Annotated in this window: 13 protein-coding genes and 1 pseudogene; 10 read left to right on the top strand and 4 right to left on the bottom strand. The window is 44.6% G+C overall.

The annotated features are described in order from the left end of the window. Positions 1-41 precede the first annotated feature (41 nt). From M0Q51_04075 to M0Q51_04065, 3 genes are read right to left on the bottom strand one after another with little or no spacing between them, the layout of a single operon-like run. Positions 42-2,402, bottom strand: coding sequence for a DUF4982 domain-containing protein (locus tag M0Q51_04075; protein ID MCK9399161.1), 2,361 nt, complete (start codon positions 2,400-2,402; stop codon positions 42-44). A 2-nt stretch (positions 2,403-2,404) separates the two neighbouring features. Next, the gene (locus tag M0Q51_04070) at positions 2,405-3,475 is read right to left on the bottom strand and encodes an arabinogalactan endo-1,4-beta-galactosidase (GenBank protein ID MCK9399160.1); all 1,071 of its coding nucleotides are present in this window, start codon (positions 3,473-3,475) and stop codon (positions 2,405-2,407) included. Positions 3,476-3,496: 21 nt separating this feature from the next. Next, a complete protein-coding gene (locus M0Q51_04065) occupies positions 3,497-4,561 on the bottom strand; it encodes an arabinogalactan endo-1,4-beta-galactosidase (GenBank protein MCK9399159.1) in 1,065 nt (354 codons plus the stop codon). A 187-nt stretch (positions 4,562-4,748) separates the two neighbouring features. On the opposite strand from M0Q51_04065, the gene elbB reads away from it, so the two are divergent. From elbB to M0Q51_04015, 10 genes and pseudogenes are all read left to right on the top strand, one after another. Next, complete coding sequence (gene elbB / locus M0Q51_04060; GenBank protein MCK9399158.1) at positions 4,749-5,396, top strand: isoprenoid biosynthesis glyoxalase ElbB; 648 nt, start codon at positions 4,749-4,751, stop codon at positions 5,394-5,396. Positions 5,397-5,541: 145 nt separating this feature from the next. Then, a complete protein-coding gene (locus M0Q51_04055; GenBank protein ID MCK9399157.1) occupies positions 5,542-7,101 on the top strand; it encodes a hypothetical protein in 1,560 nt (519 codons plus the stop codon). 79 nt (positions 7,102-7,180) lie between these two features. Continuing rightward, complete coding sequence (locus M0Q51_04050; protein MCK9399156.1) at positions 7,181-7,522, top strand: hypothetical protein; 342 nt, start codon at positions 7,181-7,183, stop codon at positions 7,520-7,522. 10 nt (positions 7,523-7,532) lie between these two features. Beyond that, positions 7,533-7,796 (top strand): hypothetical protein, encoded by a 264-nt coding sequence (locus tag M0Q51_04045; protein MCK9399155.1) that lies wholly within the window; start codon positions 7,533-7,535, stop codon positions 7,794-7,796. Then, the gene (locus M0Q51_04040; GenBank protein ID MCK9399154.1) at positions 7,793-10,732 is read left to right on the top strand and encodes a DEAD/DEAH box helicase family protein; all 2,940 of its coding nucleotides are present in this window, start codon (positions 7,793-7,795) and stop codon (positions 10,730-10,732) included. Before M0Q51_04045 ends, M0Q51_04040 begins: the two co-directional genes overlap by 4 nt. Before the next feature lie 139 nt (positions 10,733-10,871). Next, positions 10,872-11,135, top strand: a pseudogene (locus M0Q51_04035) (hypothetical protein). A gap of 137 nt (positions 11,136-11,272) precedes the next feature. Further along, positions 11,273-12,232: a nitronate monooxygenase gene (locus tag M0Q51_04030; GenBank protein MCK9399153.1), complete on the top strand. Its 960-nt coding sequence runs from the start codon at positions 11,273-11,275 to the stop codon at positions 12,230-12,232. A 16-nt stretch (positions 12,233-12,248) separates the two neighbouring features. Continuing rightward, positions 12,249-13,388 carry an acyl-CoA dehydrogenase family protein gene (locus tag M0Q51_04025; GenBank protein ID MCK9399152.1) on the top strand — a complete coding sequence of 380 codons (1,140 nt, stop codon included), beginning with the start codon at positions 12,249-12,251 and terminating at the stop codon, positions 13,386-13,388. A 262-nt stretch (positions 13,389-13,650) separates the two neighbouring features. Next, positions 13,651-14,400, top strand: a complete 750-nt coding sequence (locus tag M0Q51_04020; GenBank protein ID MCK9399151.1) for an electron transfer flavoprotein subunit beta/FixA family protein — start codon at positions 13,651-13,653, stop codon at positions 14,398-14,400. A 31-nt stretch (positions 14,401-14,431) separates the two neighbouring features. After that, positions 14,432-15,403 (top strand): electron transfer flavoprotein subunit alpha/FixB family protein, encoded by a 972-nt coding sequence (locus M0Q51_04015; GenBank protein ID MCK9399150.1) that lies wholly within the window; start codon positions 14,432-14,434, stop codon positions 15,401-15,403. A gap of 57 nt (positions 15,404-15,460) precedes the next feature. Here the strand turns inward: M0Q51_04015 and M0Q51_04010 are convergent, their stop codons facing one another. Then, positions 15,461-17,581: a (Fe-S)-binding protein gene (locus M0Q51_04010; GenBank protein ID MCK9399149.1), complete on the bottom strand. Its 2,121-nt coding sequence runs from the start codon at positions 17,579-17,581 to the stop codon at positions 15,461-15,463. Between the last annotated feature and the right edge of the window lie 6 nt (positions 17,582-17,587).

The following is a 17,587-nucleotide window of genomic DNA, read 5'->3' as shown; positions in this document are numbered from 1 at the left end:
AGTGGTTAAAATAAAATCGTTATTGTCAATACAATCCTTTTTCACTGAGATTTTATTCTCAGTTTTGCGGGAGATAATCCGGCTGTTGAAGCTTGTATGGTAATCTCGCCTGGTAATTCACCGATACGGATCAGGGCAGCCGCGATGCCGGCCTCACTTGATGCCTTACTTTCAGGATTTATGACTGACGCATCACCCGATATAAAAAAATTGACCATGACGCCATTGATAGGAACCTTGTTGCCATTCGCATCAAGAATGATGGCATGAATAAAGACCGCATCGTTGCATCCTGCTTTTGGGGGTAGTCCGCTTTCATCATATACGAGTTTTATAGCAGCCGGCTGACCTGGTGTTGTGACTGTATCCTGCGCTGCTTTTTCCCCTCCTATAAAACCAACTGCCACAAGCGTTCCCGGTTTAAATTTATCTAACCGGAATGTAAATGGTGGATGTGCCAGGTTGTTGCAAATCCTGCCGGTGTCGGGTTTCTGGCTGGAAATCAAAACGCCGTTCAATGACAATTCCACTTCTTCGCAATTGCTGAATACCCTGACATTTGATGAAGAATTTTCATCCCACCAGGAAGCGATATATACCATCGGGCCGGAAGGAAATAATGATGAAACCTCATCTGCATCCCGCTGACTTTGGAAGAAATAATAACTGAATTTCGGGACCCGGAAGATGGTCATGATGCCCGAGGTTTCGAGGTCATCCGCAAACCCCCGGTTATAGTCGTACATCACCCAGTAACCATCCGCAAAAGCAGGGGTGTTGAAATTGTCATTGTGCGCCTCCTGGATATTGGTGGCCTGCTGAAGGAGCTGTTTTTCACCTGCGGCAAGTGGCTGGCGACTTGAACGGTCATCCGGCACTAAGTCTTTCCATTGATTCTGCTCCAGCCCGGCATTCATGGCATAATACTCCCAGTCGCCATATTCCGAAACAATATATGGTTTACCGGGTTCTTCATAATGTTGAAGCCTGTGCTGTCGTGCCTGCAGGAAAATATCATAGCCGTAATTCATCCAGCCGGCAGTGAAACACTGGTCACCGGGAAACTCTTCACGGGATGCCGCCACAGCCTGGCCGATGAATTTTTCCGGCATCCAGGATTCGTTAAGGGAAACTTCCCAGGATATCACGCAGGCATGGTTCCTGTCCCTGCGGATCATATCCCGGCAGGTTTGTATCACCTGCGTTTTAAATGCTTCATTCTCATTAAAAAACTGCCAGCCCGGGATCGCATCAACAACGATAAGCCCAAGTTCGTCACACGCGTCCATGAACGCAGGAGCATGAGGGTAATGCGACAGGCGAACATAATCGAACCCTGCTTCTTTGATCTTTCGGGCGTCCCTGTATTGTGCCTCATTGCTGAGGGCATAACCGATATAAGGGTATTCCTGGTGCCGGTTTACTCCACGAAGGAACATCTCCTCCCCATTGATGGAGAAATGATCCTGACGGATCTCAAAGCGCCTGATCCCGATCCGGGTCGTATCTGCATCAAGGAGCCGGTTGCCGGCAGAAACGCGTGTCACCAGCTTATATAGATTTGGAGAAGCAGGGGACCATAAATCCGGTGATTGGAGTGTAATATCCTCAATAAATTTCTTGTCACTTCCGGCTTTTAATTCCCTTTCGGGCGCTGAATATCTTATAATTTCGTCAGTGCCTTTCAGGATAAAATGACTGATGACGATATCCTGATCATGGGCACCAGTATTCTTCACATGTGTCTGTATCCTGATCACAGCTTTTTCCCTGCTGACCTCAGGATAACTTACAAAAATCCCGCCGCTGCCCGGTTTATTTTCAAAGATGGGATCTGTAATGAAAACGGTATTTTCCATAATCAGAAAAACATCCCGGTACAGTCCTCCGTAGGTATTATAATCAAGTTGTTTCAGGGGTTTTGGACCTGTGATAGGGTTATCGGTATTATCCAGCCGGACGATCGCATGGTTTAATGCATCCGGTAGAGCCTTATCCGTAAAATCAATGACAAAAGGAAGGTAGCCGCCGAGGTGCCTTGTTTTTTTCACGCCGTTAACCCACACATCCGCGACATTCATAGCCCCCTCAAATCTCAGAAACAGGCGTTTTCCCACTGCGTTGGCCGGAAGGACAAAATCCTTCCGGTACCAGCATATTCCCTGCCACTGGTCATTAACCACGAGTGGTTCTATCACCGGTGTATGCGGCAGCTTGACTTTTTCCCAGGCCAATCCGCTTTTGGTGTTAAAGACTTCAGAGCTGTCCACAGCAAGAATAAATTCCCATCCGTCATTGAAAAGCATTGGAGCCATGGGTGCGGAATATTCAGGCTGACGGCAGCCGTTTATCAATAGCAACATGATCACCAGCACAGGAAGTTTGAAAATGCAATTATTCATTTTCAATATCGATAGTACTTGTCAAAAACCTTTATTACCGGAAGTACATTTCCTTCATCGTCGAAGAAATCCCTCGCTGAAACATTGCCTAGTCCGGCGGTGGCAGGCTCCCACCACATAATGCCCGTTCCCAGGTTATCCGGGGTGGCCAGGACAATCTTCGTAACTTCTTCCAGGAATTCCTTTTGCCCTTCCGGGGTTTCCGGGAAAGGACCTGGTTTAGAGAGATATTCGGTCGGTTCTGCGCAATAAGCTACCTCCACCAGCATGATCGGTTTATGGTATTCTTTTGCCATGAAAATCAGATTTTTCCTCAGGTCGAACAGGCTGCCATGCCACCAGGGATAATATGACTGCCCGATCACATCGAAATCAATACCGTATTCAAATATTTTATCGAAGAAGTATTTCGTCCGGTCTTTATTGCCACCCTGGTCGATGTGGACCATGATCAGGGGACGCGGCAGGTTGCCGCATCCGGCATATACACCCTCTATGCCAGCCCGGAGAAGATCGGCGAAATGATCCCAGCTTTCCGGTATTTTCCCGTCGGGCCAGAGCATTCCGTTGATCACTTCATTGCCCGGCTGTACCATATCGGGGAATACTCCCGCTTCCCTGAACCTTACCAGCACATCGCGGGTATATTCGAAAACGGCGCTCACCAGCTCTTCATGAGATTTTCCGGCCCAGGCTTCCGGAATGAACTGTTTTGCCGGATCGGCCCAGGTATCGGAATAATGAAAATTCAGAAGCAATTTGAATCCCAGTTTTTTCGCCTCTTGTGCCAGGTCAATGGTATATTCCAGGTCATTTGGCAGTTCCGTGGGGGTATGGAACAAGCGCAGGCGGATCCAGTTATAACCATGATCTTTGAAAATCTCCAGTCCGGGTTTTACTTTTCCATCTTCTTTAAATTGAAATCCATTTTCCTCTGCGGCTTTTAGAAATGACAGGTCCGCCCCGATCGCAAATTCCTGAGCCGATAATGTTTTATTGAAGCATATCTGAATGATCAGCCAAAGGATGAGGCCGGAGCGAATAGTAAACCTGCGGCATAATGTTTTTTTCATGTTGTTCGGATTGAGAGTGGACTATTTATGAAAGGCGCTTAGGACCGGAAGCGCGTGATTGTCAAAATCAAAGAGTGCCTGGTTTTCCCAGTTTGAGCCATTTTCGGCAAGCGGACCTTTATAAGCGATCCATTCCCCGCCCCAATAGCAAAAACCTGTTCCGTTTGTCACCGACATAATGGTTTCTTTAAGTGCTGACATGAAATCCTCCTGCCCTTGTGGTGTAGCTGGATAGGCAGGGATCAGCTGTTCCGGCAGGCCAATCACATTATTCGTCCAGTCTTCCCATTCCAGCGTAAAAGGATAGGCCGTTTCAGCGATCAAAACCGGTTTGTTGAAATCAGTGGCCAGGCTATTTAGCATGGTTTTAAGGGAGTCAAGGTTTTTCCCATGCCAGGCCGGGTAATAGGAAATGCCGATGATATCATAATCGATGCCATTATTCCTGACCTGGTTAAAAAACCAGTCTGAGCCGTCTAATCCTGCAAAATGGATGATGATCTTCGTTGAGGTAGATGCCTGCCTGGTGGCAAGGGCCGCTTGTTCCAGCAATTGATACAGGTTGGTGCCGTTGTTGATCCTGCCTTGTTCCCAGAGCATACCTCCGTTTATTTCATTACCCAGGGAAATATATTCCGGCTGTATAACTGTTATAATTTTTTCCATGTAATGGTAAATGCTGTCTTTCAACTGGGCGAAAGAAAGACTTTGCCAGGCAGACGGTGTTGCCTGCTGTCCCGGGTCGGCCCAGGTATCGGAAAAATGAACGGTAAGATATACTTTCATCCCGGCTTCTTTGATGCGATTGGAAAATTCAGCCACTTCGGAAAAGCCGGAATGTGCACTTTGAGGCGTATGCCATAGACGTAACCTTACTGTATTGCAGCCAGCTTCCTTAAGGATAGTCAGGACATCTTTCACATTCCCCGCGGGATCAAAAAACTTAGGGTGATAGGATTCAATTTCAGGCAGAAAGGAAAGGTCGGCACCACGCATGAAAGTATCTTCGGCAGGGTCAGGGATGTTATCTTTATTATCACATGAGATCAGAAGCAGGATAATGAAAATAAAAGCAGGAAGTTTCATAATAGTTAGTGGATGTTGTTCTTACAAAGATAAAAAATACTGATAAACTTTTATGATGCTGTCAGGTCCCGCCTTCGGCGGACGCTGACAGATCAGAAAATCACTTCAAATCTGACAGCGTCGAAGACCTGTCAGCATTTGAAACTTTATTATCTTTGAAATAATCAAATTCAAAAGTACAAAAACCATGAAGAAATTTGCAGTTATTTTAGCAGGTTGCGGCGTTTTCGACGGTGCAGAGATACACGAAGCAACATTCACCCTTCTGGCCATCGGGCAACAAGGAGCGTTTTATGAAATATTCGCCCCGGATATCGACCAGTACCATGTAATAAACCACCTCACCCACAAAGAGATGCCGGAAAAGCGTAACGTCCTGGTGGAATCGGCTCGTATTGCCCGCGGCAAGATCAGTCCGCTCAGCAGGTTCCGGGCATCTGATTTCGATGCCATCATTTTCGCCGGCGGCTTTGGGGTAGCCAAAAACCTGTCGACCGTGGCTTTTGATGGCCCAAATGCTAAAGTAGACCCCGAAGTTGAGGTAGCGGTAAGGGCCATGCATAAGGCTGGCAAACCAATTGGCGCCCTTTGCATTGCACCGGCCGTTATAGCCCGGATCCTGGGACATGTCGAAGTAACCATCGGGAACGATCCGGGAACCGCCGGCACCATTGAAAAAATGGGCGGAAAACATATCAAAGCTACGCACGGCGAGGTGATTATTGACAAGAAGAACAAAGTATTCACCACGCCATGTTATATGCTGGATGCGACGATTGTGCAGATCTACGAGGGAGTGAGCAATATAGTGCGAGAGATGTTAAAGTTTATCTGATCTATGATAAATCTGTGTAAATCTGAGTCATCTGTGGTGAATCTACTCTCTTTCACCACAGATTACACGGATTATCACAGATAATACACAGATGGAATGAACAAAATCACAATTTTATATCAATAACAAAAAATTCTAATAATTCATGTCAAAAAGCAAATCCCAGCCAAAACTTTCCCCTGAAAACTATATCCGGACGCGTGCACGGGCACTTCCATTAGCTGATTGCTATATCAATGAGTCGTGGAATGACAGCGGCATGGCTTCCATTATTGTAACACGGAAGCATATAACCGGGAACCTGACTTTTGCTATGTTCCAGGTTGATATGTATTGTCTTGGGATCAAAAATGCATTATGGCAGTTCAATGAACCACCTTCGGCCATTTCGGACATTATTGACCGGCATGCTGAATTTTCCGGTAGTAAGGATCCTTACGTTCAGATAGATTACACCTTGGTTCATAATATTATATACGGCGCTGTTTCTTATGCGGAGGACCTTGGTTTTCGTCCCCATAAAGACTTTACTTTGGCTCAATATGTTTTGGAGGAAGATGATGAAAGGATTGAATTAATGGATATTGAATTCGGCCTGGACGGACAGCCGGCGATATTCATTGGTCATGAGGAACATCCATCCCGGATTTTTCAAATTCTTGATAAATCTGTCGGAAAAGGCAATTACACTATCATTTCAGAAGATGGGAATGAAGAAAAAGCATATGAGGATGAAGACGAAGATGATGATGAAAATGATTTTGATGAACCGGAAGACTTTGATAAGGAAGCTACTCCAACAGTAAAGCCCATGACGCCTGATATGGTTCAGATGGCAAATGAAAAACTGATGAAATACATCGAAGAACAGAATTTTTCCAGTATCGAAGATTTGAATGATTTCATTGCTAAAAATGTGATGGGTAAGCCGATAGATGAAATCGTTCCAAAAAAGAAAGGCCGAAAATCCACTAAAGATAAATCGGGTGATCTTATGTACCAGGCTTATGATAACGATCCGGAAGAAGGGATCAGGCTTGCGCAGCAAGCGCTGCAACTTGATCCGGAAAATGTCAGGGCTTACAATTATCTGGCGCAAAATGAGTCAAATCCTGAAAAATCCTTTATTCTTTTAAAAAGAGCTGTTGAGTTGGGGGAAAAACAATTGGGTGATCAGTTTTTTAAGGTAAATAAGGGCCATTTCTGGGGATTGATTGAGACAAGGCCCTATATGACTGCAAAATTCGGAATGGCACAATATCTGGAAGCCATAGGCAGAGAAAAAGAAGCGATAAAGATCTATCAGGAAATGCTTAAGCTGAACCCCAATGACAACCAGGGAGTGCGTTATGAGTTGGCAAGATTGCTGCTTATAAATTACAGATACGATCTGTTTTACAAGTTGCATAAGAAATATAAAGGAGAAGAATCGGCGTTTTGGCTGTATAATTATGCCTACTTTGTTTTTAAAACCCACGGCACAGGAAAAACATCCGACGAAGCGCTGAATAAAGCCTATATGGCTAATAAGCATGTTATCGGGATTATAATAGGAAAAGAAAAGATGCCCGATGATCTCAAAGAGTATTATTCCCCGGGCCAGACGGATGAAGCGGCGTTTTACCTGATGGATAACGTTGAAATATGGATGAAAGATAAAGAGACGGTCAGATGGGTGGTTAATTTTAGAAGGAGGATTATTTGAATGATATCCCAATAACCTTAACTTTATTCTCTGATCGAGGAATTGAATCATTACAAAAGCAGTTAAATTTCATTTAGAAATGACTAAAGAACAGAAATTTTTCAAAGCGCTGCAGGATGTTTTCATCGGAGCAAAAATCGAAGGTGAAGGCGGATTTATCAATTTGATGAAAATTAAAGCAGGATATTATTCCCAAATAGAAAAACTCCTGCAGGCTGATATTGATAAAGCGCTTGAGCAATATCCGGATTTCCGGGATGAGCTTTTCGATAAATTATTTTCGTTTTTCAACCGTTATTTCACCGAAAGCGGCTCTATCTATTTCAATTCCACCCCTTTTCATAACAACATCTATGAAAGGGTTTACACCGATGAAAAATTGGATTACAGGATGATTAAACCGTTAATTTGGTGGGAATAAATAGGTTTTTATGAAAAAGCTGGAAGATAACACAAGTGAAATCCGCCTTTATAAAATCTCCAAAAACAAGGCTGAATTACGTGTGCGTTTTAAAGGAGAAACCGTTTGGCTTAAACAGGATGAAATTGCTGAATTATATGGTAAGGAGCGGTCTGTCATCACAAAACATATAAATAGTATTTTCAGGGATTCCGAAGTTGACAAAAAAAGCAATGTGCATTTTTTGCACATTCCAAATTCAGATAAGCCATTAACCTTATTCTTAGCTTTATGAAGCTCTATCTGCAATCGGTCGTTGAGAATATTTCATTTGAAAACCTGCCGGGAAAATGGCAGAATTTTGACTTCGGTCGATTTTCATCAAATAAAGTACTGTTTGATTTTCAGAGAAATGCCTTAAAAAATACCCTGAAGGCGCTTTATCGTTTCTACAGAGATGAAGGAGGAGAAAAAGAGAAATTCTTCACTTATTTTGACCTGGAAGAGAGTCTTGATTTCGATTTACACAGAAAGCAAGACGGGAAAACTGCAAAATATCTGCTGGAATATGATAAGGATTATCCTGTTGTTGAAGGAAAAATATCATTTTCTTGTTTCATCAACCGGATGAGTTACTGGATGGCCACGGGATCCGGGAAGACCCTTGTCATCGTAAAACTGATCGATTTGCTCAGGCAACTATTACAAGACAAAGAAATACCTGAAAGAGATATTCTATTCCTGGCCCACCGTGACGACCTCATTGAACAGTTTAAAAGCCATGTGGAAGAATTCAATGGTTTCAATCATGATGTTAAAATCAACCTGAAGAACTTAAAAGAATATGACCAGGTAAAAAGAGACAATGTATTGACTTTTGGTAAAAATGAGATTACAATTTTTTATTACCGTTCCGACCTGATTTCAGACGAACAGAAAGAAAAGATCATCAATTACCAAAACTACGACAATCAGGGCAAATGGTACATTATTCTTGATGAAGCACATAAAGGCGATAAAGAAGACAGCAAAAGACAAATATTCTATTCCATATTAAGCCGGAACGGTTTTCTGTTCAACTTTTCAGCAACTTTTACTGATCCAAGGGATTACGCCACCTGCGTCTTCAATTTTAATTTGTCGAAGTTCATAGAGGAAGGATACGGTAAGCATATCTATGTTTCAGGTTCTCAGGTCACTGCTTTTCGCGATCAGGATGATTATTCCGAAATTGAAAAACAGAAAATCGTTATCAAAACATTGATTTTGCTGACATACATTAAAAAGCATTTTAATAAAGTAAGGAACTTTAACAGCGCTTTTTATCATCGGCCATTACTTTTAACACTGGTAAATTCAGTAGATACAGAGGAATCCGATTTAAAACTCTTCTTTAATGAATTAGAGAAAGTTGCCTCCAATGAAATCAGGAATGAAGTGATGGATTTGGCAAAAGAGGAGTTGGCTTCAGAGCTGGAGGCTGATCCGGATTTTGAATTCGAAGAATTAAAAATGGTTTACGATAAAAAGTTACTGCAGGAGATTGATTATCAGGACCTGCTGACCCATGTCTATAATTCTCCTTCCCCTGGAAAGATTGAAGTGCTTAAAATTCCAGGTAATAAAAATGAAATAATTTTCAAACTTCAGACCTCTGAGAAACCTTTTGCACTAATAAAGATCGGTGATATTTCCGGTTGGCTTAAAGATAAACTGGAAGGTTATGAAATCATTGAAAGCTTTGAAAATGAAAGCGTTTTCAGGAAACTTAACCTGGATGATTCGGAAATCAACCTTTTAATGGGATCCCGGGCTTTTTACGAGGGATGGGATTCAAACAGGCCGAATATTGTATTATTTGTCAACATTGGAATAGGAAGTGATGCAAAGAAGTTTGTACTTCAATCCATTGGACGCGGGGTAAGGATAGAACCGTTAAAAAATAAACGGAAACGCCTGGCAAACTTAGTTCAGGGTAAAGAAGTAGAAATTTACGTGTATCAAAAAGTCAAATCTTTCATCCTTCCAATAGAAAGCTTGTTTGTTTTTGGAACAAACGCCGGAAACCTCAAGCAAATTATCAAGGCCTTGCATGATGAAAAACAAGATAAAAACATCGGCCAGGAATTTCAGGTTAATAAGGCTTCAGAGGAAAAGCAATTGCTGATACCTGTTTATAGGGATTCCGACAATATTTATGCAGAAGAAGATATAGTTCAAAAGTTTAGAATGAGCAGAAAAGATTTCGAACTTGCTCAATCTTATTATAATTATCTGCAGGAAAAAGTGACCCTCGTAAAATTTGAATCCGAAGTAAAAATCCTTGCGAAAGTGGCTGAGAGCTTTTCCGCCCCTGATACGTATTTCGATTTTGATGAAACAAGATCAATTTATGATCCTGAACTGCTTTTGCAAAGAGTGTTTGATTATTTCAGCATCCGGAATAAAGAACTAGAGAAGTTCAAAAAACTTGAGGAGGAAATCGTTCATTTTAAGAAAATTAAATTCAGCGATGGTGAAAAATACAACCAAATAATTGAGAACATCCAACGTGTCAAGAATTACGACCAGAAAGAAGTACAGGAAAAGGCAATTGATAAGGAATTTGATAAGACCGGTGATAAAACCGTTTATAAGCAGAAATTAAAACAGCTTGAAATTGACTTCATTGAGGAAGCCAGTTTTGAAGAATTAAAGATCAAATATATTCCAAATCATTATTTTATTCCTTTAATCGTATCGGAAAATGAAAGGCTTGATTATCTGAATCATATCATTACAGTTCCTAGTGAAGTCAAATTCATCGAACATTTGGAGCAATATCTAAAAAAGGAAGTCAATCTATTTAAAAATCAGGATTGGTGGATGTTTTCAAAACTTGATCAAAGTCTTGATGAAGTTTACATTCCCTATTACAATCCAAAAGAAAACAGAATCTCAAAATTTAAACCTGATTTTATTTTCTGGTTGCAAAAAGGCAATAATTATCAAATATTATTTATTGATCCGAAAGGTACAGAACATACGGATGGATTAAGAAAGATTGATGGATTCAGACGCATTTATGAACAAGCTGATAAAAAGGCACCTGAGATTTTTGAGCATGATAGCCTGAAGGTAACTGCCAGACTATTATTGTTTCCGGCAAAAGGTGGAATTGCCGGAATTCCGGAAGAATACAGGGCCTATTGGTTTGATAGTTTTAATGATTTGCTGGAAAGATTAGCCTGATCAGGCGAATTCCCTGAAATTTCGCCTAAAAAGGCTAAAACTCCCCAAATAACATTTAGCCATGATGATAAACTTAAAGTTAGCATCTTGATTTAGAAGAATCAATTGATTAGGTTGAATTACTTATAAATTTAATCTTATGACCAAAGAAACTGCTATCAAATTATTTAATGACAAAAAGATAAGAACCATTTGGGATGAAGACCAGGAAAAATGGTATTTTTCTATTGTTGATGTACTTGCAATACTTACGGAAAGCGAGAACCCGCAAACATATTGGAGAGTGTTAAAAAAGAGGCTTTTAGACGAAGGAAACGAAACCGTTACAAATTGTAACGGTTTGAAAATGCCGGCAGCCGATGGGAAAATGCGATTAACGGATGTTGCTGATACAGAACCAATTGTCACGGGTTAAAAACTGAGAAAATTTTAGGACTGTAAGACTGTAGGACTGTAAGACTGTAAGACGATAAGACTGTAAGACCGTAAGACTGTGAGAAAAGTCCCCCACTTAAACCTTAAACCTTAAACCTCAACACTATGAATAGAATTACTTCTCTCTTCCGGATACGCTATCCAATCATTCAGGCCGGCATGATCTGGTGCTCCGGCTGGGAGCTGGCGTCGGCCGTCAGCAATGCCGGCGGACTTGGCCTTATCGGCTCCGGGTCGATGTACCCGGATATCCTGCGGCAGCATATCCGCAAATGCAAGGCAGCCACTGACAAGCCATTCGGGGTTAATCTCCCGCTGATTTACCCGCAGGTCGATGATCTTATACAGATCATTATTGATGAAGGGGTGAAGATCGTTTTCACTTCGGCAGGTAATCCCGCAAAATATACATCCTTCTTCAAAGAGAGGGGGATCACAGTTGCCCATGTGATCGCCAACACCAAATTTGCCCGGAAGTGTGAGGAAGCAGGGGTGGATGCCATCGTGGCCGAAGGCTTTGAGGCAGGAGGGCATAACGGGATTGAAGAAACCACCACCATGTCGCTGATACCGATGGTTCGCCAGGTGACCAGCCTACCCCTGATCGCTGCCGGTGGCATCGGTACCGGAAGGGCTATGCTGGCGGCATTCGCGCTGGGAGCCGACGGTGTGCAGATCGGCAGCCGGTTCGTGGCGTCGGAAGAGTCGTCCGCACACCCGGATTTCAAAAGGAAAGTCATAGAAGCAAAAGACGGGGATACTTCCCTGACACTGAAGAAAATTATACCGGTAAGATTGATCAAAAACAAGTTCTACCATGAAGTAAAAGCCCTGGAAGATAAAGGCGCTACCCGGGAAGAAATCTGCGAACTGCTTGGACACGGCCGGGCGAAAAAAGGCATGTTTGAAGGCGACCTCGACGAAGGCGAACTTGAAATCGGCCAGGTTTCGGGATATATCAATGAAATCAAGCCGGCCGGTAAGATCGTGGAGGAGATTGTGGCTGAGTTCGAGATAGCGAGGGGGGAATTAGTTAATTTTACCTACATTTGCTTTTCTCGTTAATCAAACCGATGAAATAATGGACTTCACCTTTACCGAAGAGCAACTCATGATCCGCCAGGCTGCAAGAGATTATGCCGAGCGGGAACTGATACTGGATGTTTTAGAGCGCGATGCCAGGGCGGAAATACCCTGGCGGCACATTAAAAACCTGGCTGAACTGGGATTCTTCGGTATGAACGTCGACCCGAAATATGGCGGCGGCGGGATGGACACTATTGCTTACGTGCTGGCCATCGAGGAAATATCAAAAATCGATGCCGCCATGGGGGTAATCCTTTCGGTTCATAATTCGCTTCCCTGCTTTGGCATTGAGAAATACGGTACGGAGGAACAGAGAGAAAAATACCTTCCAAACCTTGCAAGCGGAAAGACTATCGGCGCTTTTCTGTTATCAGAACCGGAAGCCGGCTCTGATGCCACTTGCCAACGTACTACCGCTGCCGACATGGGCGATTATTACCTGGTAAACGGCACGAAAAACTGGATCTCCAATGCAAACTGCGGATCGGTCTATATCGTCTTTGCCCAAACCCACCCGGAGTTATGCCATAAAGGGATAAATGCTTTCATAGTCGAAAAAGAGTGGCCCGGAATTTCTCTCTCTCCCCATGAAGATAAAATGGGCCTGCGCAGTTCCGACACCCATTCCGTCATGTTCAGCGATGTAAAAGTCCCGAAAGCAAACCGCGTCGGCGCGGATGGCTTCGGATTTGCATTTGCCATGAAGATGCTCGAAACAGGACGGATCAGTATCGCTGCCCAAGCCACCGGTATTGCTGCCGGCGCATTCGAAAGATCATTGAAATATGCACAGGAAAGAAAAGCATTCGGAAGGCCTATCATAGAACACGAAGGCATCAGTTTTAAAATAGCCGATATGGCTGTCAAGGTGGAGGCTGCCAGGAATTTTGTTTACAAAGCCGCCTGGCTTAAAGATAACAACCAACCTTATGGACTGGCCAGTTCCATGGCCAAGCTCTATGCCGCTGATGCCGCCATGTGGGTCACCACCGAAGCCGTCCAGATCCACGGCGGTTATGGCTATGTAAAGGAATATCACGTCGAACGCCTGATGCGGGAAGCTAAGGTAACCCAGATCTACGAAGGCACTTCGGAGATACAGAGGATCGTGATCTCAAGAGCGCTGCAGCGGTGAGAGAAGTCAGTAGTTGACAGTTGACAGTTGACAGTCAGCATTAGAAAATTGGCAGTCCGTAGTACCCAGTTTCGTATTGCTAATGTAATCCGCGTAAATCCGTTGTATCCGTGTCATCCGCGTTCTATTTTTAATAACTCACGGATATTCAACCAATGGATAAAGTACACCGATATGGTTCTGTCAAAATAAAATTATATTTTTGCGACTAACAATCGAACAATTGAACAGTCGAACAATCGAACCATTTAACAAGTAAAAGATGAAAATCCTGATCTGCCTGAGCAATGTCCCCGACACCACGACGAAAATAAAATTCACAGGTGACTCGAAGAATTTTGATGCGACGGGTGTCCAATGGATCATCAACCCGTGGGACGAACTGGCCCTGACCCGCGCTCTTGAAATCAAGGAAACATCAGGAACCACGATTGAAAAGGTTACCGTGATCACGGTTGGCAAGCCGGAAACGGAGCCTACTCTCCGGAAGGCGCTTGCTATTGGCGCGGATGATGCCGTACGGGTGGATGCTGACTGCAAAGATTCTTTCCAGGTTTCAGCTCAAATAGCTGATTTTATCAAATCCCAGCCCTACGATATTATCCTTTGCGGGATTGAATCGAGCGACTATAACGGTTCCACTGTCGGAGGAATGCTTGCCGAGTTTCTCGATTGCCCTTCAGTTTCTTCTGTTTCCAGCCTGCAACTGGAGAATGGCCAGGTCAGGCTCAGCCGGGAGATCGATGGCGGGCAGGAAGTCCTGGAGACGACCCTGCCTTTTGTGGCGATTGTACAGAAAGGCATAACCAAAGAACCCCGAATCCCGTCCATGCGAGGTATTATGATGGCCCGGACCAAGCCTCTCACCGTCAAACCGGCTATTGCAGCGGAAGAGCTGGCGGAATTTACCAGCTTTGAACTTCCACCTACCCATGCGAAATGCAGGATGATTGATGCGGATAATATCGACGAACTGGTGGATGTCATGAAGAATAATTTGAAGATGTTCTAGATTGAAATTTGAAAATTGAAATTTGAAAATTATGTCAGTACTAGCATATACAGAGAATTGGGACGGAAAATTCAAGAAGATCAGCTATGAGCTGGTTTCTTACGCGCATCAGCTTGCCGTTCAGATGGGGACCCATGCAATTGTTGTTTCTATCGGGGATGTACCTGAAGAAGAACTTAAAAAGCTTGGTCATTATGGGGCTTCAAAAATTATTAAGGTTGTAGACAGCCGGATAGATGGATTGATCAACAAGGCTTTCGCGGCGATCATTGCTCAGGTAGCTGAAAAGGAATCGGCTGATGTGGTGGTTTTCTCCCATAATTTCACCGGTAAGGCCCTTGCACCCCGGGTAGCGGTGAAGCTAAAAGCCGGCGTTGCATCCGGCGTTAACGCTTTGCCAGACTCTCTTCAGCCTTTTGTCGTCAAAAAGGGAGTTTTTACCGGTAAAGCCATCGGCCATATCACCATTAAATCCCCAAAAAAGATCCTGACCCTTTTCCCGAATTCTGTCGAAACCATTGCATCAGATGAAAAAGCTACGATAGAATCTTTCACGCCCCAACTGACCGATGCACATTTTGCGACCAGGGTGCTGGATGTAAAAAAAGTCACAGATAAAATTTTGCTCACGGATGCAGAAATTGTTGTTTCAGGCGGAAGGGGCATGAAAAGCGCTGACAAGTGGGGCCCGCTGGAAGAGCTGGCCGGGCTTTTAGGCGCTGCCACTGCCTGCTCCAGGCCTGTTTCCGACGAAGGCTGGCGTTCACATCAGGAACATGTGGGCCAGACCGGAAAGATCATCGGCCCGAACGTTTATATTGCCCTGGGTATTTCCGGAGCTATCCAGCATCTGGGCGGCGTAAGCGCATCGAAACATATCATTGCGATCAATACCGACAAAGACGCCCCGATCTTTGAAGCGGCGGAATATGGAATGATAGCTGATGTCCACCAGGTACTGCCCAGGCTGATCGAAGCAGTAAGGGAAGCGAAGAAGCATTGAGGGAGTTGACAGTTGACAGTTGACAGTCAGCAGATTCACCTAATAACCAATCACCAATCACAATCCCAACGCTATGCTAACTAGTTCTGCAACATCATAGTTTTTCAGCGATTCCTCCCTATTCTTATACTTGATCCCGTCGGTCATCATCACCATACAGAATGGGCAGGCAGTAGCGACGATATCGGCGCCGGCTGAGATGACATCTTCAATTCTCTCAATAAACACCTCCTTATTCCCCGGTTCGGCTTCCTTAAACATTTGTCCGCCACCGGCACCGCAGCAAAGGGCAAAGCTTTTCGACCTTTTCATTTCGATCAGCGAAGGGCATAGGGCGGAGAGCACTGCGCGCGGAGCGTCATATTCGCTATTTGCCCGGCCTAAGTAGCACGGATCATGGAAGGTGATCCTGAAATTTGAAATTTGAAATTTGGATTTGGCATTTTGAACTTTGAACTTTGAACTTTGAACTATTTCGGCGAGGAATTGTGTGTGATGAATCACCTCAAACTGCCCGCCGAAATCCGGGTATTCATTTTTGAGGGTGTTGTAGTCGTGCGGGCAGCAGGTGAGGATCTTCTTCACTTCATACATGTTAAAAAGCTCTATATTCATCAGAGCCTGCATCTGGAAGAGCATTTCATTGCCGGCACGGCGGGCCACGTCGCCGCTGTCGGCTTCTTCGGTGCCCAGCACCGCGTAGCTTATGCCAAAATGGGCCAATATCTTCACAAACTCGCGGGTAACTTTTTTATAGCGGTCGTCAAAAGCGCCTGCAGAACCAACCCAAAAGAGATACTCAGGTTTTTCGCCCCGGGCGTAACAGTCGGACATAATTGGAACAGAAACTTTTACTTTTTCCATATAAATCTCCTCAGCCCACAACATCCTGTCCTGCGGTGAAAACTGCCACGGAGCGCCGTTGTTTTCTATGTTGGTGAAGATCGCATTCAGTTCCCCGGGCCCTTTGGCTTCTTCCATCACCAGGTAGCGCCGCATATCCACGATCAGCGAGGGATGGTTGATGTTCACCGGGCACTCGCGGGCACAGGCGTTGCAGGTGGTACAGGCCCAGAGCTCTTCTTCAGAGATATAATCCCGGATAAGGGATTTGCCATCGCCAAATGTCTTGTCCCTGATCAGCCCCTGCGCTTTTTCCTTCATCCTCGCCCTGACATCCATGATGATTTTCCGGGGTGAGAGTTTCTTCCCGGTGATATTCGCCGGGCAGACTTCGGTGCATCTTCCGCATTCTGTGCAGGCCAGCGAGTCCAGGTAGTTCTTCCATGTGATATCTTCCACATCCAATACCCCGAAGCGCGATACAGGCGCAGCTTCCCCTTCGGCCGGAGCAGCAAAAGCCAGGCTGGGATCCATCATTTTCTTAACCTCTTTTGTGATATCCGGCATATTCGGAAGATAGCCCAGGGGTTCCAGCCTGCTTAAAAACACATTCGGCACCGACATGAAGACGTGGAAATGCTTTGAGTACGGAAGGATATTGGCAAAAAGGAATATGCCAAGGATATGGGACCACCAAAAGATTTCGTGCCACACATGGATTGCTCCTCCGGGCATTCCCCCAGACCATCCCGCAATGAATTGGCTCACCGGGAAAACTCCCACGCCTCCATGCCTCCCCGCTTCCATGCCCCCATGAATCACCAGGTAAAAGGTATTCATCCCCAGCAGAGACACCATGAGGAAAAGGATCAGCGAAAGCGCCAGGTTAGCATCCTTATGGGAGATATGCTTCATCTCGATGCCGGTAAAACGGCGGATGTTCAGAAATATCCTCCTGACCAGGAAAGCGATGATGGCAAAGAGGATAATGAGAGCGAAAATGTCGCCGGAGGCAGTAATCACATCATACACCGGACCGAGAACAGACAGCGCCCTTTCCGTCCCAAACAGCCCGTCGATCACCATTTCGATGCTCCCGATGAGGATCACCAGGAAACCCCACCAGACGAGTGCGTGCATCAGGCCAATGACAGGTTTTCGCAGGATCTTGGTCTGTCCGAAAGCCACCGTCAGCATAATCTTGAAACGCCTGCCGAATTCTTTGACAGGATAGGGTTTGGTCAGTTTGAACCTGAGGTAATATTGCCAGGTCGTATAGGCAAAGATTCCCAGCGTAATCAGCAATGAGATGGCGAAGAGGATCTGTTTCAGCATAATGGT

This window comes from Bacteroidales bacterium, from assembly GCA_023229505.1.
In the GTDB taxonomy this organism is placed as follows: domain Bacteria; phylum Bacteroidota; class Bacteroidia; order Bacteroidales; family JAGOPY01; genus JAGOPY01.
Note: the sequence above shows the minus strand (reverse complement) of the source record. Positions and strands in the feature narration are given on the sequence as shown.